Genomic DNA, 21,291 nt, shown 5'->3' on the forward strand with positions numbered 1-21,291 from the left:
CTGTATCACTACAAATAACTTGGATTATATGGTCAAGCCTCACGGGCAATTAGTACTGGTTAGCTCAACGCCTCACAGCGCTTACACACCCAGCCTATCAACGTAGTAGTCTTCTACGGCCCTTCAGGGGAATTAAATTCCCAGGGAGAACTAGTCTTGGGAGGGGCTTCCCGCTTAGATGCTTTCAGCGGTTATCCTGTCCGAACGTAGCTACCGGGCAATGCCACTGGCGTGACAACCCGAACACCAGGGGTTCGTCCACTCCGGTCCTCTCGTACTAGGAGCAGCTTCCCTCAATTCTCCAACGCCCACGGCAGATAGGGACCGAACTGTCTCACGACGTTCTAAACCCAGCTCGCGTACCACTTTAAATGGCGAACAGCCATACCCTTGGGACCGGCTTCAGCCCCAGGATGTGATGAGCCGACATCGAGGTGCCAAACACCGCCGTCGATGTGAACTCTTGGGCGGTATCAGCCTGTTATCCCCGGAGTACCTTTTATCCGTTGAGCGATGGCCCTTCCATTCAGAACCACCGGATCACTATGACCTACTTTCGTACCTGCTCGTCTTGTCAGACTCGCAGTCAAGCACGCTTATGCCATTACACTAACCGCATGATTTCCGACCATGCTTAGCGCACCTTCGTGCTCCTCCGTTACTCTTTGGGAGGAGACCGCCCCAGTCAAACTACCCACCACACACTGTCCCCAATCCAGATAATGGACCTAGGTTAGAACCCCAACGTTACCAGGCTGGTATTTCAAGGTTGGCTCCACAACAGCTAGCGCCATCGCTTCAAAGCCTCCCAGCTATCCTACACAAGTAAAGTCAGAGTCCAGTGTGAAGCTATAGTAAAGGTTCACGGGGTCTTTCCGTCTAGCCGCGGGTATACGGCATCTTAACCGCAATTTCAATTTCACTGAGTCTCGGGTGGAGACAGTGTGGCCATCGTTACGCCATTCGTGCAGGTCGGAACTTACCCGACAAGGAATTTCGCTACCTTAGGACCGTTATAGTTACGGCCGCCGTTTACCGGGGCTTCGATCAAGAGCTTCTCCGAAGATAACCCCATCAATTAACCTTCCGGCACCGGGCAGGCGTCACACCCTATACGTCCACTTACGTGTTTGCAGAGTGCTATGTTTTTAATAAACAGTCGCAGCCACCTGGTCACTTCGACCAGCCTCAGCTTAGGGAGCAAGTCCCATCACCAAAGCCGGCGTACCTTCTCCCGAAGTTACGGTACCATTTTGCCTAGTTCCTTCACCCGAGTTCTCTCAAGCGCCTTGGTATTCTCTACCTGATCACCTGTGTCGGTTTACAGTACGGTTCCTTATTATCTGAAGCTTAGAAGCTTTTCTTGGAAGCATGGCATCAACCACTTCATTCTGACTTTCGCCAGAACTCGTCATCAGTTCTCAGTCTCCTCACTAAAGAGAGTATCCCGGATTTACCTAAGATACTGACCTACAACCTTAAACAGGGACAACCAACGCCCTGATGGTCTAGCCTACTCCGTCCCTCCATCGCAATAATAAGAAGTGCGGGAATGTTAACCCGCTTCCCATCGACTACGCATTTCTGCCTCGCCTTAGGGGCCGACTCACCCTGTCCCGATTAGCGTTGGACAGGAAACCTTGATCTTCCGGCGAGGGGGTTTTTCACCCCCTTTATCGTTACTCATGTCAGCATTCGCACTTCTGATACCTCCAGCAAACCTCCCGGTTCACCTTCAACGGCTTACAGAACGCTCCTCTACCATGCGTGCAAGCACGCATCCGCAGCTTCGGTTACCAATTTAGCCCCGTTATATCTTCCGCGCAGGCCGACTCGACTAGTGAGCTATTACGCTTTCTTTAAAGGATGGCTGCTTCTAAGCCAACCTCCTAGCTGTCTAAGCCTTCCCACATCGTTTCCCACTTAACTGGTATTAGGGACCTTAGCTGGCGGTCTGGGTTGTTTCCCTTTTGACAACGGACGTTAGCACCCGCAGTCTGTCTGCCGTGATTGTACTCCTGGGTATTCGGAGTTTGCATCGGGTTGGTAAGTCGGGATGACCCCCTAGCCGAAACAGTGCTCTACCCCCCAGGGTAAGACACGACGCTCTACCTAAATAGATTTCGAGGAGAACCAGCTATCTCCGGGCTTGATTAGCCTTTCACTCCGAGCCACAGGTCATCTCCGCATTTTTCAACATACGTGAGTTCGGTCCTCCAGTTGATGTTACTCAACCTTCAACCTGCCCATGGCTAGATCGCCCGGTTTCGGGTCTATTGCCTGCAACTATGACGCCCTATTAAGACTCGGTTTCCCTACGCCTCCCCTAAACGGTTAAGCTTGCTACAGACAATAAGTCGCTGACCCATTATACAAAAGGTACGCAGTCACAGAACAAGTCTGCTCCCACTGCTTGTACGTATACGGTTTCAGGTTCTATTTCACTCCCCTCTCCGGGGTTCTTTTCGCCTTTCCCTCACGGTACTGGTTCACTATCGGTCAGTCAGTAGTATTTAGCCTTGGAGGATGGTCCCCCCATGTTCAGTCAAGATAACTCGTGTCCCGACCTACTTGTCGCAAGCTTAGTATCACAATCAGGTTTTCGTGTACGGGGCTATCACCCTCTATCGCCGGACTTTCCAGACCGTTCCACTAACCCAACTGCTATCACTTGCAGGCTACTCCCCGGTCGCTCGCCGCTACTGGGGGAATCTCAATTGATTTCTTTTCCTAAGGGTACTTAGATGTTTCAGTTCCCCTCGTTCGCTCCTTACACCTATGTATTCAGTGCAAGGTACCTGGCTTACACCAGGTGGGTTTCCCCATTCGGACATCTCCGGATCAAAGTCTGTTTGCCGACTCCCCGAAGCTTTTCGCAGGCTACAACGTCCTTCATCGCCTCTGACTGCCAAGGCATCCACCGTATACGCTTAGTCACTTGACCATATAACCGAAGTTATCTGTTTCTCTCAAACTACAAGAGATCATGCCTTTCAAACAACAAAAGACATCCCAAGAAAACAGTTCCCCGACCCCCTTAACACAGGCCAGGTACTAGTAGATGTACACCGATCAAAGTGCACACCCGCCGGATGTTTGTGACGCTTAAGTCACAATGTTTATTACAACTCGTTGTGACAACAGGGAATTGAAACCCGTCATCACAGAACAATTTATCAATGAACCGCATAACTCACCAAAGTGCTTTATGTCAGCTCAAAGATTCAGCTTAATCTACCTTGTTAAAGAACGTTCCGGCTGTAAAAACCAGAAAGAAGCCTGCTCATAAAAACAGACTTCTTTCTGATCTCGTTGATGCAATATATCCACTTTGGATAAGATGGTGGAGCTAAGCGGGATCGAACCGCTGACCTCCTGCGTGCAAGGCAGGCGCTCTCCCAGCTGAGCTATAGCCCCGGAGTCCTTCCAGCAATCTCAAAGTCTACCAAGTAAACCAAACCGTGTTTGGTAGGCCTGGGCAGATTTGAACTGCCGACCTCACCCTTATCAGGGGTGCGCTCTAACCAACTGAGCTACAGGCCTGCAAAAAAATAACGCTCGCAGACGAGCTGGCGATACCGTCGCATCAACCGAATTAGATGAAGACAAATGTGTGAGCACTCATTAGGTAGCGCCAACATCGTTTAAGGAGGTGATCCAGCCCCAGGTTCCCCTAGGGCTACCTTGTTACGACTTCACCCCAGTCATGAATCACAAAGTGGTGAGCGACCTCCCGAAGGTTAGTCTACCCACTTCTTTTGCAACCCACTCCCATGGTGTGACGGGCGGTGTGTACAAGGCCCGGGAACGTATTCACCGTGACATTCTGATTCACGATTACTAGCGATTCCGACTTCATGGAGTCGAGTTGCAGACTCCAATCCGGACTACGAAACGTTTTGTGGGATTCGCTCCAGCTCGCGCCTTTGCAGCCCTCTGTGCGTTCCATTGTAGCACGTGTGTAGCCCAGGTCGTAAGGGCCATGATGACTTAACGTCGTCCCCACCTTCCTCCGGTTTGTCACCGGCAGTCTCCTTAGAGTTCCCACCATTATGTGCTGGCAACTAAGGACAAGGGTTGCGCTCGTTACGGGACTTAACCCAACATCTCACGACACGAGCTGACGACAGCCATGCAGCACCTGTCACTGCGTTCCCGAAGGCACTAATCTATCTCTAGAAAATTCGCAGGATGTCAAGACCTGGTAAGGTTCTTCGCGTTGCATCGAATTAAACCACATGCTCCACCGCTTGTGCGGGCCCCCGTCAATTCATTTGAGTTTTAACCTTGCGGCCGTACTCCCCAGGCGGTCTACTTATTGCGTTAGCTGCGCCACTAAGAAATCAAGTCTCCCAACGGCTAGTAGACATCGTTTACGGCGTGGACTACCAGGGTATCTAATCCTGTTTGATCCCCACGCTTTCGCACCTCAGCGTCAGTATCGAGCCAGGAGGCCGCCTTCGCCACTGGTATTCCTCCATATATCTACGCATTTCACCGCTACACATGGAATTCTACCTCCCTCTCTCGTACTCTAGTCGGCCAGTATCAACTGCAGTTCCCAGGTTGAGCCCGGGGCTTTCACAGCTGACTTAACAAACCGCCTACGCGCGCTTTACGCCCAGTAATTCCGATTAACGCTCGCACCCTCCGTATTACCGCGGCTGCTGGCACGGAGTTAGCCGGTGCTTCTTCTAAAGGTAATGTCAGAGCTTGGCGCTATTAACGACAAACTTTTCTTCCCAATTGAAAGTGCTTTACAACCCTAAGGCCTTCTTCACACACGCGGCATGGCTGCGTCAGGCTTTCGCCCATTGCGCAATATTCCCCACTGCTGCCTCCCGTAGGAGTCTGGACCGTGTCTCAGTTCCAGTGTGGCTGATCATCCTCTCAGACCAGCTAAGGATCGTCGCCTTGGTGGGCCTTTACCCCACCAACTAGCTAATCCTACGCAGGCTCATCCGATAGCGCGAGGCCCGAAGGTCCCCCGCTTTCCCCCTTAGGGCGTATGCGGTATTAGCTTGAGTTTCCCCAAGTTGTCCCCCACTACCAGGTAGATTCCTACGCGTTACTCACCCGTCCGCCGCTTTACTCAGCCCGAAGGCTTTTCGCGCTCGACTTGCATGTGTTAGGCCTGCCGCCAGCGTTCAATCTGAGCCATGATCAAACTCTTCAGTTTAATCTTTAACCTCTGCCATCTCACCCTGTTACAGGCTCAAGACAAGAGGGAAGGATTACGCGAGTACCTCGCTTCACCCTTCAAATCATCAGCTCAGATACAATTCGAAAATCAAAAATTACTATGAATTAATGAGTCACTTGTTGCATCTGAATAGTTGTGACAACTATCCCAACAAGTGCCCACACATCTGTCTTCATCTTCTTGTTAAACAACATCTGCTGCCGCTAAGGGCGCAGATAACCGGTGAGGACCTGCCTCATCGGGGAGGCGTAGTATACGCATAGGGCCTGCCACTGCAAGAGCTTTTGCTGAATTATTTTCCAGTTACCCTAATCAATCAAAAAATAATGAAAAACAAGATGCTAATTACGCACTTGTCAACGTAAACGCTGCCCTACAGCCCGAGCTTTGCAGGGGCTTCGGGGCAATAGCAGCAATAGCGGCAATAGCTTCCTAGGATTGCTCCTAGGCTAGCAGGAATAATATCTTCCTGTTATAGGGAGGTGTCTGCACAGGTGATAGGCTCGATGCGGGGACAACCGCGATGACAAATTCGCGACGCAGTAGGGTGCCACATAGCATCATTAGAGAGCAGAATCAGAAACCGTAGATTCCTAGTGGCATCGTGGATGCTGTATTCAGGCGATATGCCTCGGAGAAGCGCCAATGCACAGCGCCTCAGAGCAGAGCCGGTGTCGGCTAATGATCCAAGCGGTGCATCATTTGCCTTGAGAATCCTGATTATGTTAAGATTTTGCGGTACCATTTTCATGGACGAAGACACATCTGATGGACCAATTTCGTGCAACACCAACGCGCAGCGTATTTGCCCTTCTGACCTTATTTCCGGGAAGCATTTTAACTCGCAAGGCCCTGCTGTATCTTGATGGCGCGCTAAAGCGCGATAAATACCTATCCACGTTAGGCCGCAGAATCGATCATTTCAAAGATCGACAGTCGTCGAGTTTGACAAGGGTTTCTGATGATGATGTCGACGAAGAGAGCCTTTTGGGCGATTATGCCGTTCCGGAAGTAGACGCCACCGCGCTCGACAGTCACGCACTACATCGGGCAATCAGGCAGAACGGATGCCTTATTGTCAGGAATTTTTTTAGCGCCAATGAGGTCAAAGACATGCGCACGTATGTGGATTACTCTGTCTCCCTGCATAGCAATAAAGATTCTGCTATCAGTAGGTATTTGACTAAGTCCGTAAACCTTGATGAAGTGTTAAAAAATACGGTCGAAGATATAAGGGTCAAACAGCAAGAAAATTCGACTTATTTTAACACGGTAAAAATGGCCAGAAACTTCTCTCAGGCACTAGGCAAACACAACAGTTTTTTCGTGGCGCGCACACCACTACTGACCGAAAAAATATTACAGCTCTTTACGAAAACGCATCTAAAGAAATTATTGTCAAAGTATTTTAAGAACGACCCCTGCTTGAGCATCTATAAGTGGGTCATTAGAAAATCCCAGCCTCCTAAAAATATAATCGATTTTCATCAGGACGGAGCTTTCATGGGAGATGATATTGCCACTCTGAATTGTTGGATTCCGCTTTCAGACTGCGGCACGGGTTATAGTGTCCATGGTCTTGATGTCATTCCAGTACCGTTAAAACATCTATTCTCCAAGGGATCAGGCGTTTTGGACTGGACGATATCGGCCCAGGCCATAACTGACAAATACGGTGAGTCGGCGATCGTCACGCCGACCTTTAGAAAAGGCGATGCGTTCTTTTTCGATCAGTTTTTAATGCATCGAAGCCAATACTTGGCTGACAGCTCAGAGAGCCGATATGCCATCGAAAACTGGTTCTTCGACTCTAAATACTTTCCAAAAAATCAAGTCCCTTTGAAATGGTGACTCTGTCTATTGGGTAGCGGAACCTTATTGTCTAGCATTGTGTAATACTTTCAGTAGCGAACACTAAGGACTGAGTAGTCCGTTTATGCCCAACACAACTTTACTACTAGCGATCGTTTTCGACTTGGGCGGCTACATAAAAATTGATACAAGCCTGACCGGGTTTACCATTCGAGCCACGTGCAGCTCTTTTGCGATCGACTCCAAGCTACAGCCCACAGGTGTCTATCCTTGCCTGTCTTTCAGCGGCGCTTCTTTTTGACTATCGGTATTACGTTAACGCGTCAGACTGACTATCGGTGCCACTGCCACCAACCGACGTAAACGTCAACCCAGTCGTTTCTTGCGCCAATTTATAACCTGCATTACTGGGCCCGACAAAGCATAGATCACAAAGCCTGCTAACAGCACGCTGGGGGGATCAAGTGTAATCAGGCCAAAAACAAGCACCACAGCAATCATGACCACAAACGGTACGCGACCACGAAAATCAATGCCCTTAAAACTGTAGTAAGGGAAGTTAGCAATCATAAAGAAGCCGACGATCGCGGTCAGCACGCCAACAAAGATTGCCAACTCCTGTGGCAACTCGCTGCCAACCCATCCCAAGTCGTTACAAACCCAGACGGTGCTAGCAATAATCGCTGCCGCTGCCGGACTGGCCAAGCCGGTGAAGTAGTTTTTGTCTGCGATTTCGATCTGAGTATTAAACCGCGCCAAACGCAGTGCAGCGCAGGCCACATAAATGAATGCCGCACTCCAACCAAACTTGCCCAATCCTCCCAAGCCCCAGCTAAAGATCACAAGCGCCGGGGCGACTCCAAATGACACCATATCGGCCAGGCTGTCATATTCCGCCCCAAACTTACTGGAAGTATTGGTCAGACGCGCGATTCGCCCGTCCAGTCCGTCCAATACCATAGCAAAGAATATTGCAACAGCGGCATTCTCGAAGTCCCCGCGCATAGCGGCAATAATGGCGTAAAATCCCGCAAATAATGCGGCTGTGGTAAACAGATTGGGTAACAAGTAGATACCTCGGTGACGGACCGTGCGGCCGTTCTCAGAGACTTCCTCCTCATGCTCATCCACCAGCAGGTCGATACGCGGCGCAACACTGCTGGTTGCAGGCTGTTCCGTTGCCTCCATCGACCCTGAGGTTTGCTCGGAAGCGTTTTCACCTTGTTCTTTCATTCTGCTATCCACTGTACCCATTTTCGTTATGGTATCAAACCCTGCCACTGTAGGTCTGCCTAGCGACATCCCAGAGCGATTTAACCAGCGGACTGGCAAGTCGCTGCCCCTGGCTACAAAGGCCTACTGTGAGCGGCGGCAAACTCTCTTGTACGTCAATCAAGTCTACCCTATCTGCCATTCCGCTTGCTTCGATGACCAGCTGGGGTGCTATGCCAATCCCCAAGCCCAAACTGACCATGGCAACAATGGCTTCATGGCCTGCTACCTGCGCGTAGATACGAGGTCGAATACCTCGCTCTCGAAACCAGGTATCCAATGTCTCCTTGGTCACGCCCCGTTCCGGCACAATAAACGGAATATTATTCCAATCAATATCGCCACCGGGAAGATCTCCCGTCAATACCATATCGCGCACTGCGCAGTCCGCCGCTGGCGCACAAAATTGCAGGGGAGACTGCAATAGCGGCAGGAACTCCAGACGCCGCGGCAGTTGGCTAGGTCGGCCGCTCACTGCGATATCATCCTGGCCCGCCAGTATCCTGCCGATACCATCAGCCTGATCACCGGTATGCATTTTGATCTCCACCGAGGGATGGGTCAAACGAAATGCTTCCAGAATGGGCGCCAATACACTATACGTCGCCGTCACGGAGCAATAGAGACTGACTTCCCCCGCCAGATCTTGGTCGCTGCCCAACGTGCGTCTCAGCTGCTGCCACTCGTCTATGGAGTTGCGTGCATACTCCCTGAACTCGTGACCGGCGCTCGTCAGCTTCACACTGCGATTGTTACGCTCTAACAAGCGCTGCCCAAGTTCATCTTCAAGGCGCTGTATGGTCCTGCTCACTGCAGACACACTCATATGCAATAGTTCGCTGCTGCGACTAAAATTGAGCGTATCTGATACGCAGAGAAAGACTGATAGGGCACGGGTCTCCATGCAAAACCACCTGTATTGCATAATTCGCAATACAGTATTACAAATATAGCGTTTTACGCAAGCATTGAATTGCCGTATGGTCCAGTCAAACTAGCCGAATCACCAGACCCGAGGACTTTCATCATGGGACACAATTACTTTAACACTCTGCCGCTGCGCCTGCAGCTCAAGCAACTGGGCAAGTGCCGCTTCATGGGGCAAGAAGAATTCACCGACGGCGTAGATAGGATTCGCGGGAAGAAAATAGTCATCGTCGGCTGCGGCGCACAAGGCCTTAATCAGGGATTGAACCTGCGTGATAGCGGGCTTGATGTGTCCTACACACTGCGCGACAGCGCAATCACGGAAAAGCGTCAGTCATGGAAAAACGCCACAGAGAACGGATTTACGGTCGGGACCTATGAGGAATTAATCCCACAGGCGGACATGGTCCTCAATCTTACGCCGGATAAGCAGCACACCAGCGTTGTTACTGCGATTATGCCTCTGATGAAGAAAGGTGCCTGCCTATCCTACTCCCATGGGTTTAACATCGTTGAAGAAGGCATGCAGATTCGCGATGACATCACCGTCATTATGGTCGCTCCAAAGTGCCCTGGCACAGAGGTGCGCGAAGAATACAAGCGCGGCTTTGGTGTACCCACGCTGATTGCAATACACACAGAAAATAATCCCAACGGCGACGGCATGGAATTAGCCAAAGCGTATGCTGCTGGCACAGGCGGGCATCGTGCGGGTGTATTGGAATCGTCCTTCATCGCTGAAGTGAAATCTGACCTAATGGGTGAGCAGACTATTCTTTGCGGCATGCTCCAGGCCGGTGCCATTCTCTGCTTCGATAAAATGGTCGAAAAAGGCATCGATCCTGAGTATGCATCCAAACTGATCCAGTATGGCTGGGAGACCGTGACCGAAGGCCTGAAACACGGCGGTATTACCAACATGATGGACCGCCTGTCCAACCCTGCCAAAATTCGCGCCTTTCACCTAGCACAAGAATTAAAGAGCATCATGCGCCCCCTGTATGAGAAGCATCAGGACGACATTATGACCGGTGAATTTTCACGCACAATGATGGAAGACTGGGCCAACGACGATGCCAATCTTCTGAAGTGGCGTGCTGCGACCGCTGAAACTGCCTTTGAAAAGTCAGCCAATACCCGTGCCGACATTCCCGAACAGGAGTTTTACGATCACGGCATCCTGTTAGTTGCCATGGTTAAGGCCGGCGTAGAATTAGCTTTCGAAACCATGGTCTCCGCGGGCATCATTGATGAATCGGCTTATTACGAATCCCTACACGAAACACCGTTGATAGCTAACACCATTGCACGGAAGAAATTATACGAGATGAACGTGGTGATTTCCGACACTGCCGAGTACGGTTGCTATTTGTTCGATCACGCCTGCAGACCTCTTTTGGCAGACTTCATGAGTAAGATCGACACAGACGTCATCGGCAAGGGTATTGGCGGAGACAATGATGTCGACAATAGGGAACTGATTGCCGTCAATGACGCAATCCGCAGTCACCCAGTAGAAATAGTCGGCAAAAAGCTTCGCGGCTACATGACGGCCATGAAACGCATTATCTAAATAACCATCGCAGTAAATAAAAAAGGGGCCTCTAGACCCCCTTTTTTATTGTCTTCAATATTTACCACCGCGCCGCTGTGGCTAATATCAATACTCAAGGTAATCTACGAAACTAAAGGCTCAACACCTTTTCTCCGCGAGAAATCCCAGCGACGCCCGAACGCACAACCTCAAGAATATCGGCATCAGACATGGCCGCCACGAATGCATCAAGCTTTTCACTGGTCCCGATAATCTGAATGGTGTAAATATTGGGGCCCACGTCGACAATCTGTCCGCGAAAAATATCAGTGGTGCGTTTGATCTCGTGGCGCGCAGCGCCACTGGCACGCACCTTGATCAACATCATATCCCTTTCAATGTGCGCACCCTCCGTCAAGTCGGCAAGCTTCACTACATCCACTAGCTTGTTGAGCTGTTTGGTGAGCTGCTCGATACGCAGGTCACTACCCACCGTTGTGAGTGTCAGTCGAGAAAGCGTAGGATCATTTGTGGGAGCTACGTTTAGCGTTTCGATATTGTAACCGCGCTGAGAGAACAAGCCGATCACGCGAGACAATGCACCCGGCTCATTTTCCATCAACATAGAAATTATCCGTCGCATGTCAGGTCCTCTCGTTCTTGCTGAGCCACATATCTTTCATCGCCCCATTGGGAGCGATATGCATCGGGTATACGTGTTCCGTAGGGTCAATAATGACATCCAAGAAGACCAGTTTGTCTTTCATGGCAAACGCCTCGTCCATAGCCCCGTCTAAGTCCGCTAGGTTTGTCACCTGCATGCCCACGTGCCCATAAGCCTCTACCAGCTTGACAAAATCGGGAAGAGAATCTTCATAAGTACTCATGGCATAGCGTCCTTCATACTGCATATCCTGCCACTGCGTTACCATGCCAAGGTTATTGTTACGCAGGTTGATGATCTTGATCGCAGAGTCGTACTGAGTGCAGGTAGACAATTCCTGAATATTCATCTGGATACTGCCTTCACCGGTGACACACGCAACGTCCATATCAGGGAAGGCTAATTTTACCCCCATAGCCGCGGGCAGCCCGAAACCCATCGTTCCCAAGCCACCGGAATTTATCCAGCGCCGTGGCTTATCAAAAGGATAGTACTGCGCGGCAAACATCTGGTGCTGCCCGACATCGGAGGTAATGTAGGCATCGCCCTTCGTAGCGCGGTACAGACTTTGGATAACCTGCTGCGGCATGATCATGTCGCTTTCACCGTAACGGCGCCCGGTAAACAAACCATGGGCCGCTCGCCACTCTTCAATCTGCTGCCACCAATGCTCTAACGCAGGCTTATCTGGCAAGCTGCTGTCTTTCTCACGCAGCGATGCAATCTGCGCCAGCATTTCGGTCAATACCGACTGAACAGGCCCAACAATAGGGATATCTGCCATTACAATTTTCGAGATAGACGCCGGGTCTATATCAATATGGATTACCTTGGCACCGGGACAAAATTTGCCTACGGTGTTAGTAACACGGTCGTCAAAGCGTGCGCCAACAGCGAGGATACAATCGCTATTATGCATCGCCATATTTGCTTCATAGAAACCGTGCATCCCCAGCATCCCTAAACACTGACGATCTGTGCCTGGATAAGCGCCCAGACCCATCAAGGTTTTGGTCACCGGATAGTTCAATTCCCTCGCTAACTGCGTTAGCTGTTCACTAGCGTCCCCCAGCAGCACGCCACCGCCGGCATAAATTATCGGACGCTTGGCAGCGAGCAACAATTTTGTCGCTTTCTTTATTTGTCCGGTGTGGCCACGCTGAGCGGGCGCGTAGGAGCGCATCTTCACCGTTTCTGGATAATGATACTCATACTTTGCATCGGGTCGCGTCAGATCTTTGGGGATGTCGATAACGACAGGGCCCGGCCTACCGCTGGACGCAATGCGAAAGGCTTTCTTGATCATGATCGGTAAGTCTTCGGTACGCTTGACCATAAAGCTGTGCTTTACGATGGGCCTCGAGATGCCAATCATATCTGTTTCCTGAAAGGCATCCTCGCCAATCAAGTGGCTCTGCACCTGACCGGCGAGCACAACCATCGGAATTGAATCCATATAAGCGGTAGCAATGCCAGTAATCGCATTGGTAGCACCTGGACCAGACGTCACCAATACAACGCCCGGCTTGCCGGTCGCCCTGGCGTAACCATCTGCCGCATGCGTTGCCGCCTGTTCATGGCGCACCAATATGTGAGGAATCTTACAGTCCTTGAACAGAGCATCATATATGTGTAAAACCGCGCCACCGGGATAGCCGAAAATATACTCGACCCCTTCGTCTTCCAGTGCACGGGCGATCATCTCACCGCCGGATAACAACTCCACAATCATTCTCCAATATCAAAACGTCTGGCGCGTTACCCTCGCCGGATCATTCTAAAGTAGCGTGTGGACATTGCTGAAGAAATACCTGAACCGGTATCTGATTAGCTACACCACCCCCATTTGAAGCTCGATACACTGCCCGGAATCACCCACTGGGGGAATACGATCACGAACAAACTGTGTATCGGTCGCCCTGCGGGGTAGCGCAGTGTCTGGCCCTCAATTTGGCCAATACGGCACAAATTGAATACGGGACTTACAAGCAGCTGCATCAAATCATCGTATTGACGCAGTAGACCAGTGGCCGAGGGTACTCGACATTAGCCATTGCCATTTGCAAGACGCCACTATTGTCGCGTCTGAAGGTCTCGAAAGTCAACCACCGTTGCGACTGGTCGTTTACCGCTACCCATTGCCAGATTGCCCCCAGAAGTGATGTGGGGTATTTTGGGCCGATTCATATTCAACATATGCGATCGGAGAGACACACTGTTGAAGAGCACAATGACTGCCGGTGTATTTGCGGTGATAACGGCGCTATTCGTCCTCTTAGCCTCTTACGCCACTGCGGAGGAGACAGTCTATCGGTGGAGTAATGAAAGGGGCAACCCTGTAATCAGTGATCGGCCGCCACCCGCCGGTATTGCGTATGAAGTCATCTCCACAGGTTCAAGCTTGGTGCGTAAAGTCGACGCCAATGAAGGTGCTGTGCCGCTCAACGTCAAGCCAACTCCAAGTAACGATTTTGAACGGGTGGACACTGCAGCACCCAAGATAGAGAAGAATGCGCTTTACTGCGAACGGGCCAGAGATAACCTCAAACAGATAGAGACACATGCCCGAATTAGAATGCGTAACGATCAGGGCGAGGTGTACTATTTGAGTGAAAAAGAAAAGGTCGCTGAGAAAGAGAAGACGCTGGCGGCGATTAAAACGCACTGCTAATCACCGCGATACACTTTGATCCAGAGTCCTTTTTAGTAACGCCTCGAAACCAATAGCACTGTCGCTGGCTCCTCTATTGTTCTAACACCGTGAAGCTGGATTGACCCTCCTCAAAATCGACAGCTATGATATCTCCCGGCTGGAGATCCCCTGCCAATATGCGCTGCGCCAGCGGATTCTCCAGCTCTTGCTGTATCGCCCGCCTCAGGGGTCGCGCACCATAGACCGGATCGAAGCCCACTGACACCAGTCGATCCATAAAAACGTCACTGATTTCCAGCGTCAACTCCTGCTCTGCCAAACGAGCCTGCAGATCCTGCAATTGAATCCTAGCAATCCCACGTATCTGCTCAATCGCCAGCGGATGAAATACCACGGATTCGTCTACCCGGTTGATAAACTCCGGTCGAAAATGGGTTCCCACTACCTCCATCACAGCCGCTTTCATATCCTCGTAATTATCTTCTCCCGCCATTTCCTGAATCAAATGAGAGCCGAGGTTAGAGGTCATTACCACTACCGTGTTTCGAAAATCCACCGTCCTGCCCTGCCCGTCTGTGAGCCGGCCATCTTCGAGCACTTGCAACAAAATGTTAAAGACATCCGGATGGGCCTTTTCGACCTCATCCAACAGCAGTAACGAATAAGGGCGTCGTCTCACAGCCTCTGTTAGGTAACCGCCCTCTTCGTAACCCACATAGCCCGGAGGAGCGCCAATGAGACGCGCCACTGAGTGCTTCTCCATGAATTCCGACATATCTAACCGCACCATCGCATCATCACTGTCGAACATGAAGTTTGCGAGGGCTTTGCAAAGCTCGGTTTTCCCGACACCAGTAGGGCCAAGGAATAGAAAGGAACCGTTAGGGCGCTTAGGATCCGACAGACCCGCCCGCGAGCGGCGCACCGCATTAGAAACGGCCGTCAGTGCCTCGTCTTGCCCTACCACTCTTTCGCGCAGGGCGTCCTCCATGCGTGACAGTTTCTCCCTGTCACCTTCCATCATCTTGGACACGGGAATCCCGGTCCAGCGTGACACAACCTCCGCTATTTCCTCTTCTGTCACTTTATTACGCAGCAGTACGGTTTCTGTCGTTTCCGTTTCATGTGCCTGTTCCAGCTGTTTCTCCAACGCTGGGAGTCGCCCATATTGCAGCTCCGACATCCGCGTGAGGTCACCCGCTCGACGCGCCCCTTCTAGATCCAGCTTGACTTGCTCCAAGTCGCTCTTAATCTGTGCAGTTCCCTGCACAGAGGCTTTTTCCGCCTTCCATATTTCCTCTAAATCAGAGAATTCTCGTTCAACTTTTTCAATTTCCTCGTTAAGCAGCTCCACCTGTTTCTTCGCCGCGGCATCGGTATCTTTTTTGACCGCCTCGCGCTCGATCTTGAGCTGGATCAGCCTTCGCTCCAGCTTATCCATGACCTCAGGCTTGGAGTCTATCTCCATGCGAATGCGGCTTGCGGCTTCGTCGATCAGATCGATCGCCTTGTCCGGCAATTGGCGATCAGTAATGTAACGCTCGGACAACCTCGCAGCCGCGATAATGGCGCTGTCCGTAATATCCACCCCGTGGTGTACCTCGTAGCGCTCTTTGAGCCCACGCAGGATGGCAATAGTATCTTCCTCGTTGGGCTCATCCACCAATACTCTCTGGAAGCGACGTTCCAGCGCAGCATCTTTTTCGACGTACTGGCGATATTCGTTCAACGTGGTCGCACCCACACAATGCAGTTCACCACGGGCCAGTGCTGGCTTGAGCATATTGCCTGCGTCCATTGAGCCCTCGGCTTTGCCTGCACCCACCATTGTGTGGAGTTCATCGATGAACAGGATGATACGGCCCTCCTGCTTAGACAGCTCGTTGAGCACCGCCTTGAGTCGTTCCTCAAAGTCGCCACGAAATTTGGCGCCGGCCAGCAGAGCACCCAGATCGAGTGACAGCACGCGCTTGTTTCGCATACTTTCGGGGACTTCACCGTTGACGACACGCTGGGCCAGGCCCTCGATAATCGCCGTTTTTCCAACACCAGGCTCTCCGATCAGCACGGGGTTATTCTTAGTCCGACGCTGTAGCACTTGGATAGTGCGCCGGATCTCATCGTCCCGGCCTATCACAGGGTCTAGCTTGCCCTGCTCTGCTCGCTCGGTGAGGTCGATCGTATACTTGTCCAGAGCCTGACGTGACTCCTCGGCCTCTGGATTATCAACAGACTCACCGCCACGCATCGCATCTATTGCCGCTTTAAGCTCCAGACGCTTAACATCATTGGCCTGCAACAACTTACCCGCTGATGTTTTACTTTCCAGCATGGCCTGCAACACCAATTCGCTGGAAACATAGGTGTCTCCCCCCTGCTGGGCCAACTTGTCAGTGACGTTCAGAATGCGGTCCAAGTCGTTCGACAGATGTATGTCGCCACCTGTCCCAGAAACCGTTGGCAATGCGTCGATAGCAGCTTTTGTTCCCGCAACTAGGCCAGCAATATTAGCGCCCGCTTTTTGCAGCAACGGACTACAGGCACCGCCAGACTGCTCCAACAACGCGCTCAACAGGTGTACGGGCTCTATAAAGTTATGATCCCTACCCAACGCCAAAGACTGGGCATCAGCCATGGCGCCTTGCAGCTGGTTGGTCAATTTATCCATTCTCATAATACATTCCTCTAGCTGATAACCTCCCAAGAAGGTCTATCAATCTCTTGGTAATATAAATGGGGGCAATTTCCCTTATTACAAGCATGGACATTAGGGCCAATGGAGACATTAGCGCAACAGGATCACGCTGGCCATGCGACCGGTCTCACCATCACGTCGATAGGAGTAAAAGCGTTCTGAATCACTATACGTACAAAAACCCCCTCCGAAGATGTTGGTGACTCCGAGCGCATCCAATCGGATACGGGCCAGCGCGTATAAGTCGCAAAAATAGTGCTCACGCCGAACGGGGTTAGGGACGAAGCATTGAGTAACAGCGGGCACAGCAGACGGTCGGGCCGCGGCTAGAAACCCCTCGCGAACGTCAGGCCCCACTTCAAAAGCGGCAGGGCCTATCGCCGGGCCCAACCACACCAGCAACTCATCCGTGCTTGTGTTCATCGCCCCAACCGTGGTCTCCAGCACGCCCGCCAGCAAACCGCGCCAGCCGGCGTGTGCCGCCGCAACAATATCGCCGGAAGCTGAGCACAACAGCACCGGCAGGCAGTCTGCGGTCAACACTGCGCAGGCCACACCTTGACTGCGGCTCCACTGGGCGTCTGCTGAAGGATAATATCCACCCTGCCCTGCTTGCACTGCAGCCGTGCCATGCACCTGTGATAGCCAGGAAAGCTGAACGCCTAGGGGGAGTGCGGCAGCAAGAATGTTGCGATTTTTCGCGACAGAACTGTCGGCATCGCCCGCATGATGGGCAAGATTAAAGCTTTCGTAAGGGGCTGCACTGCAACCTCCCAATCGGGTCGTACAGAGCGCTACGACACTGGACGGGGCAGGCCAGTCAGGCTCAATAAAGGGTGGTGTCACGAGCAAAAGGCAGATCCTCTTGTTCCAGCACGGCGATTAGACCGAGGATATCATCCGGCAACGGGCACTCAAACTCCACCCACTCATTGGTACCTGGATGTATGAACCCTAGTGTGCGCGCGTGCAGCGCCTGTCGCGAGAAGCCACGTAAAGCATCAACAAGCCTGTCAGATGCCCCTTTGGGGATACGAGGACGCCCGCCATACGTCGGATCGCCTATCAGAGGATAGCGGCGATGCGCCATGTGTACGCGAATCTGATGCGTTCGGCCGGTCTCCAGATTCACCGTGATGCGGCTGTGATGGCCAAAGCGCTGCGCCAAACGATAATGGGTTATAGCATGTTTGCCCCCCGCAACAAGAACCGCCATTTTCTTACGCTGTCGCGGATGGCGACCCATGGGCGCATCCACTGTGCCTCCACCCGTCATCGCGCCGATGCATAACGCACAATACTCCCGCTTGACAGTGCGCGCCTGTAACTGCTCAACCAGACGGTGATGGGCGGGCAAGGTTCTGGCAACGACCAGTATGCCCGAAGTGTCCATATCCAGACGATGCACGATGCCCGCCCGAGGTAATAGGGCAAGTTCGGGGGCATGGGCCAACAATGCGTTTACCAATGTCCCCTCTGCATGACCCGCAGCGGGATGCACCACTAGTCCCGCAGGTTTGTTCACCACCAAAATAGTGTCGTCTTCATACACGATATCCAGGGCTATGTCCTGAGCCTGCCAGCCAACTGCCGCCTCCAACTCAGTATCGATGCGCAGATCAGCGCCACTTAGCACTTTATCTCGTGGACGGCACTGCTGACCATCAACCAATAATGCCCCTTTTTTAATCCATTCCTGCAAGCGAGAGCGGGAATACTGGGAAAAAAGCTCGGCCGCAACCTGATCCAACCTGCTGCCGTGCATTTCCTGCGGGACACTCGCCTGCAGTTTCACCCTATCATTCATGACAATTCCTGTTTATGCGCCAGCCAGCCTGTGGTTAAATACCGTATCGATGACACTCACGCTGTCTGGCATTTTAGCACGCTCGCGGAAGCCCACTAGGTGGAAACATGAAATACATTCTGATCCTATTATTCAGCCTGGCCCTTTTCGGCTGCTCCAGCAACGATGAGTTGCCCGATATCGCCGCCGATGCGGGTGAGCAGCAAATCTACGATGACGCTCAGCGCTACCTGCGCGGCGACAACTACGACCTAGCTGTGCGCAGTTTCCAACTGCTGGAAGCGCGCTACCCCTTTGGCAAGTACGCTGAACAGGCTCAACTGGAAATTATTTACGCGCATTACAGTGCCTATGAACATGAGGCAGCAGTAGAAGCAGCAGATCGCTTTATCCGATTACACCCCCAGCACCCCAATGTCGATTATGCCTACTATATGAAAGGCCTTGCGGCCTACACTGGGAACGAAGACATCTTTGCTCGGTTCCTGCCCACCGACCCCACCAGTCGTGATACCAGCCAAGCCAAAGAGGCCTTTGCCGAGTTTGCACAACTGCTCGCCAGATTTCCAAACAGCCCGTATGCTGCAGACGCGGAAGCTCGCATGATTTCCTTGCGAAATTTGCTTGCCCGTCACGAAATTATCGTCGCTAATTACTATCTGAGACGTGGTGCCTTCCTCGCCGCTGTCAATCGGGGAAGATTTGTCGTAGAGAATTTTCAGCGCACCCCAGCGGTAGCTGATGGATTGGCCGTCATGGCGCAGGGCTATATCTATCTTGGAATGGATGATCTCGCTGACGAGTCCGTCGATGTATTAGCGACAAACTTTCCCGATTACCCCGCCATAGGTAAAGATGGACAGTTCATTAGTAACTACACCATGCAAGGTGTGCAACGTTCCTGGATAAACCAGGCTTCATTGGGTTTGCTCGATCCGCCCCAGCCGCCGCAGTTCGATAACCGTCCGAAGATTTAATCCGGCACAGCCTACGGCGTTACACTAGCCGCCAAGACGCCAGCCTGATGTAATGGGGTACCGTCGGTCACGCCCGAAGCCTCGCCGCGTAATCCGCACACCGATAGGCGCCTGACGCCGCTTGTATTCGTTGACATCGACCAAGCGAAGCACTCGCAGTACCTGTTCACGATCCAGACCTGTGGCGATGATCGCCTCCGCACTGCAATCCTCCTCTACATACAAGGCCAGAATGCGATCCAAAATATCGTAGGGAGGAAGACTGTCCTCGTCTTTCTGGTCCGGAGCCAACTCCGCAGAAGGCGGTCGATCGATGACACGCTGTGGAATACAGGGCCCCAGGGAGTTCCGGTAACGACACAGATCGAACACCAGGGTCTTGGGTACATCTTTGAGCACATCAAACCCTCCGGCCATATCACCATAGAGCGTTGAATAGCCAACCGCCATCTCACTTTTATTACCTGTTGTGAGCACTAACGCACCTCTTTTATTGGAGATAGACATCAGTAACACACCGCGACAGCGGGCCTGAATATTTTCTTCGGTTGTGTCGGGCTCGGTATCGTTGAACTCTTGCGCCAGACTATCCACAAAGGCTTCGTAAATCGGCTCTATAGAAATCACCTTGTATTTCACACCGAGTGTTTTTGCCTGCTCCGCTGCGTCCTCTAGGCTCATCTGCGAGGTGTACCGAAAGGGCATCATCACAGCTGCTACTCGCTCTGCACCGAGCGCCTCGACAGCCACAGCGAGCGTAAGAGCAGAGTCTATACCACCGGATAAACCCAAAATCACGCCGGGAAATCGGTTTTTGTTAACGTAATCACGAACACCCAGCGTCAAAGCCTGCCAAGTGGCTTCCAATTCGTCCAGTGGGGGATGAAGATCAGGGCCGGCAATTTCGACGGCACTGCCACCGAAGTCCAGTTGCAACCAGTATGCGCCTTCCTCAAACTGTGGCGCAGCTGCTGCGACAACGCCGTCGGCAGTTACAGCAAAAGAGCCACCGTCAAACACCAACTCATCCTGACCCCCCACCTGATTCACATAGACGATCGGAATACCAGCTTGCCTGGCACTTGAGCCCACAGTTTCCCAACGCTCGGCACGCTTACCCTGATGGAAGGGCGAGGAATTTATGTTCAGCAACAACTGCGCGCCGGCATCTGCGGCCTGGCAGCCAGGGGCTCCCTCCCAAATATCCTCACAAATACTCAAACCCACCATCACACCTTCAATACTGACAACACACGGTTGGTCACCTGGATGAAAATAGCGCTTTTCGTCAAAAACCTGATAATTAGGCAGACTCTGCTTGCGGTACTGAGCCAGTATTTCACCGCGGTGCAGGACTCCGGCGACATTGTAGAGAACACCGTCTTCGTACAGCGGATAACCTATCACCACATATGCTCTGCCAGTCATGGAGGCGCACAGAGTATTGAGGGCCTGACTCACCCGCTGTGCGATGCTTGGGCGCAGCAGTAAATCTTCCGGAGGATAGCCGCTCAGTGTTAATTCAGGACACACGACGACAGGTGCTTTATGCATCTGTTCAGCCAGCGTTATAACGTCGATAACTTTCTGTGTATTCCCTTCAAAATCACCCACTAGGGTGTTCATCTGGGCCATCAAAATATTCAGGATACTCATGGAACTCTCAGGCGATGACAATATGAGGTTCGTATTGTCCGGAAAAGCGGCACCTATAGCCAGTCCCTCGTTCAAACAATCCTGTTACACT

The 21,291-nt window shown here is 52.0% G+C and carries 12 protein-coding genes, 2 tRNA genes and 2 rRNA genes; 4 read left to right on the top strand and 12 right to left on the bottom strand.

Annotation, left to right across the window (positions count from 1 at the left end; all coding sequences use genetic code 11):
* Window positions 1–28: 28 nt before the first annotated feature.
* The 4 genes from ABXT62_RS12275 to ABXT62_RS12290 all read right to left on the bottom strand — a co-directional run bounded on the left by ABXT62_RS12275 (window position 29) and on the right by ABXT62_RS12290 (window position 5,179).
* Window positions 29–2,944 (bottom strand): 23S ribosomal RNA (locus tag ABXT62_RS12275).
* 397 nt (window positions 2,945–3,341) lie between these two features.
* Window positions 3,342–3,417 (bottom strand) — tRNA-Ala (locus ABXT62_RS12280).
* Window positions 3,418–3,466: 49 nt separating this feature from the next.
* Window positions 3,467–3,543, bottom strand: a tRNA-Ile gene (locus ABXT62_RS12285).
* A 102-nt stretch (window positions 3,544–3,645) separates the two neighbouring features.
* Window positions 3,646–5,179 (bottom strand): 16S ribosomal RNA (locus ABXT62_RS12290).
* Together the 16S and 23S rRNA genes with 2 tRNA genes alongside form the textbook arrangement of a ribosomal RNA operon.
* Before the next feature lie 792 nt (window positions 5,180–5,971).
* Between ABXT62_RS12290 and ABXT62_RS12295 the strand changes: the two genes are divergently transcribed.
* Window positions 5,972–7,054: a phytanoyl-CoA dioxygenase family protein gene (locus tag ABXT62_RS12295; protein ID WP_415355573.1), complete on the top strand. Its 1,083-nt coding sequence runs from the start codon at window positions 5,972–5,974 to the stop codon at window positions 7,052–7,054.
* A 327-nt stretch (window positions 7,055–7,381) separates the two neighbouring features.
* On the opposite strand, the gene pssA is transcribed toward ABXT62_RS12295, so the two are convergent.
* Both pssA and ilvY read right to left on the bottom strand, forming a co-directional pair.
* On the bottom strand, window positions 7,382–8,203 hold the full coding sequence (pssA, locus tag ABXT62_RS12300; RefSeq protein ID WP_415358211.1) for a CDP-diacylglycerol--serine O-phosphatidyltransferase: 822 nt from the start codon (window positions 8,201–8,203) through the stop codon (window positions 7,382–7,384).
* Between the two features lie 79 nt (window positions 8,204–8,282).
* On the bottom strand, window positions 8,283–9,191 hold the full coding sequence (ilvY, locus tag ABXT62_RS12305; RefSeq protein WP_415355574.1) for an HTH-type transcriptional activator IlvY: 909 nt from the start codon (window positions 9,189–9,191) through the stop codon (window positions 8,283–8,285).
* A gap of 123 nt (window positions 9,192–9,314) precedes the next feature.
* Between ilvY and ilvC the strand changes: the two genes are divergently transcribed.
* Window positions 9,315–10,787 (top strand): ketol-acid reductoisomerase, encoded by a 1,473-nt coding sequence (gene ilvC, locus ABXT62_RS12310; RefSeq protein ID WP_415355575.1) that lies wholly within the window; start codon window positions 9,315–9,317, stop codon window positions 10,785–10,787.
* A 112-nt stretch (window positions 10,788–10,899) separates the two neighbouring features.
* Here the strand turns inward: ilvC and ilvN are convergent, their stop codons facing one another.
* Window positions 10,900–11,391 (bottom strand): acetolactate synthase small subunit, encoded by a 492-nt coding sequence (gene ilvN, locus ABXT62_RS12315; protein ID WP_415355576.1) that lies wholly within the window; start codon window positions 11,389–11,391, stop codon window positions 10,900–10,902.
* Window position 11,392: 1 nt separating this feature from the next.
* Window positions 11,393–13,138 carry an acetolactate synthase 3 large subunit gene (locus ABXT62_RS12320; protein WP_415355577.1) on the bottom strand — a complete coding sequence of 582 codons (1,746 nt, stop codon included), beginning with the start codon at window positions 13,136–13,138 and terminating at the stop codon, window positions 11,393–11,395.
* Between the two features lie 504 nt (window positions 13,139–13,642).
* Between ABXT62_RS12320 and ABXT62_RS12325 the strand changes: the two genes are divergently transcribed.
* Window positions 13,643–14,083 (top strand): DUF4124 domain-containing protein, encoded by a 441-nt coding sequence (locus tag ABXT62_RS12325; RefSeq protein WP_415355578.1) that lies wholly within the window; start codon window positions 13,643–13,645, stop codon window positions 14,081–14,083.
* 73 nt (window positions 14,084–14,156) lie between these two features.
* Here ABXT62_RS12325 and clpB read toward each other — a convergent pair whose 3' ends face one another.
* The 3 genes from clpB to rluD form a co-directional block, all read right to left on the bottom strand.
* A complete protein-coding gene (gene clpB / locus ABXT62_RS12330; RefSeq protein WP_415355579.1) occupies window positions 14,157–16,739 on the bottom strand; it encodes an ATP-dependent chaperone ClpB in 2,583 nt (860 codons plus the stop codon).
* A 111-nt stretch (window positions 16,740–16,850) separates the two neighbouring features.
* The gene (gene pgeF / locus ABXT62_RS12335; RefSeq protein WP_415358212.1) at window positions 16,851–17,606 is read right to left on the bottom strand and encodes a peptidoglycan editing factor PgeF; all 756 of its coding nucleotides are present in this window, start codon (window positions 17,604–17,606) and stop codon (window positions 16,851–16,853) included.
* The gene (gene rluD, locus ABXT62_RS12340) at window positions 17,587–18,567 is read right to left on the bottom strand and encodes a 23S rRNA pseudouridine(1911/1915/1917) synthase RluD (protein ID WP_415355580.1); all 981 of its coding nucleotides are present in this window, start codon (window positions 18,565–18,567) and stop codon (window positions 17,587–17,589) included. Before rluD ends, pgeF begins: the two co-directional genes overlap by 20 nt.
* Window positions 18,568–18,674: 107 nt before the next feature.
* Between rluD and ABXT62_RS12345 the strand changes: the two genes are divergently transcribed.
* Window positions 18,675–19,544, top strand: a complete 870-nt coding sequence (locus ABXT62_RS12345) for an outer membrane protein assembly factor BamD (RefSeq protein ID WP_415355581.1) — start codon at window positions 18,675–18,677, stop codon at window positions 19,542–19,544.
* A 24-nt stretch (window positions 19,545–19,568) separates the two neighbouring features.
* On the opposite strand, the gene ABXT62_RS12350 is transcribed toward ABXT62_RS12345, so the two are convergent.
* Window positions 19,569–21,200: an NAD+ synthase gene (locus ABXT62_RS12350; RefSeq protein ID WP_415355582.1), complete on the bottom strand. Its 1,632-nt coding sequence runs from the start codon at window positions 21,198–21,200 to the stop codon at window positions 19,569–19,571.
* Window positions 21,201–21,291 lie beyond the last annotated feature (91 nt).

Origin of the sequence: Halioglobus sp. Uisw_031 (assembly GCF_047729875.1) — a bacterium.
GTDB lineage: Bacteria > Pseudomonadota > Gammaproteobacteria > Pseudomonadales > Halieaceae > Marimicrobium.

What these genes read in the sequence shown, in the direction of transcription:
- ABXT62_RS12325 (WP_415355578.1), top strand. Translation starts at nt 13,643, where the DNA reads ATGACTGCCGGTGTATTTGCGGTGATAACGGCGCTATTCGTCCTCTTA.
- ilvN (WP_415355576.1), bottom strand. Translation starts at nt 11,391, where the DNA reads ATGCGACGGATAATTTCTATGTTGATGGAAAATGAGCCGGGTGCATTG.
- clpB (WP_415355579.1), bottom strand. Translation starts at nt 16,739, where the DNA reads ATGAGAATGGATAAATTGACCAACCAGCTGCAAGGCGCCATGGCTGAT.
- rluD (WP_415355580.1), bottom strand. Translation starts at nt 18,567, where the DNA reads ATGAATGATAGGGTGAAACTGCAGGCGAGTGTCCCGCAGGAAATGCAC.
- ABXT62_RS12350 (WP_415355582.1), bottom strand. Translation starts at nt 21,200, where the DNA reads ATGAGTATCCTGAATATTTTGATGGCCCAGATGAACACCCTAGTGGGT.
- ABXT62_RS12295 (WP_415355573.1), top strand. Translation starts at nt 5,972, where the DNA reads ATGGACCAATTTCGTGCAACACCAACGCGCAGCGTATTTGCCCTTCTG.
- ilvC (WP_415355575.1), top strand. Translation starts at nt 9,315, where the DNA reads ATGGGACACAATTACTTTAACACTCTGCCGCTGCGCCTGCAGCTCAAG.
- pssA (WP_415358211.1), bottom strand. Translation starts at nt 8,203, where the DNA reads ATGGAGGCAACGGAACAGCCTGCAACCAGCAGTGTTGCGCCGCGTATC.
- ABXT62_RS12345 (WP_415355581.1), top strand. Translation starts at nt 18,675, where the DNA reads ATGAAATACATTCTGATCCTATTATTCAGCCTGGCCCTTTTCGGCTGC.
- ilvY (WP_415355574.1), bottom strand. Translation starts at nt 9,191, where the DNA reads ATGGAGACCCGTGCCCTATCAGTCTTTCTCTGCGTATCAGATACGCTC.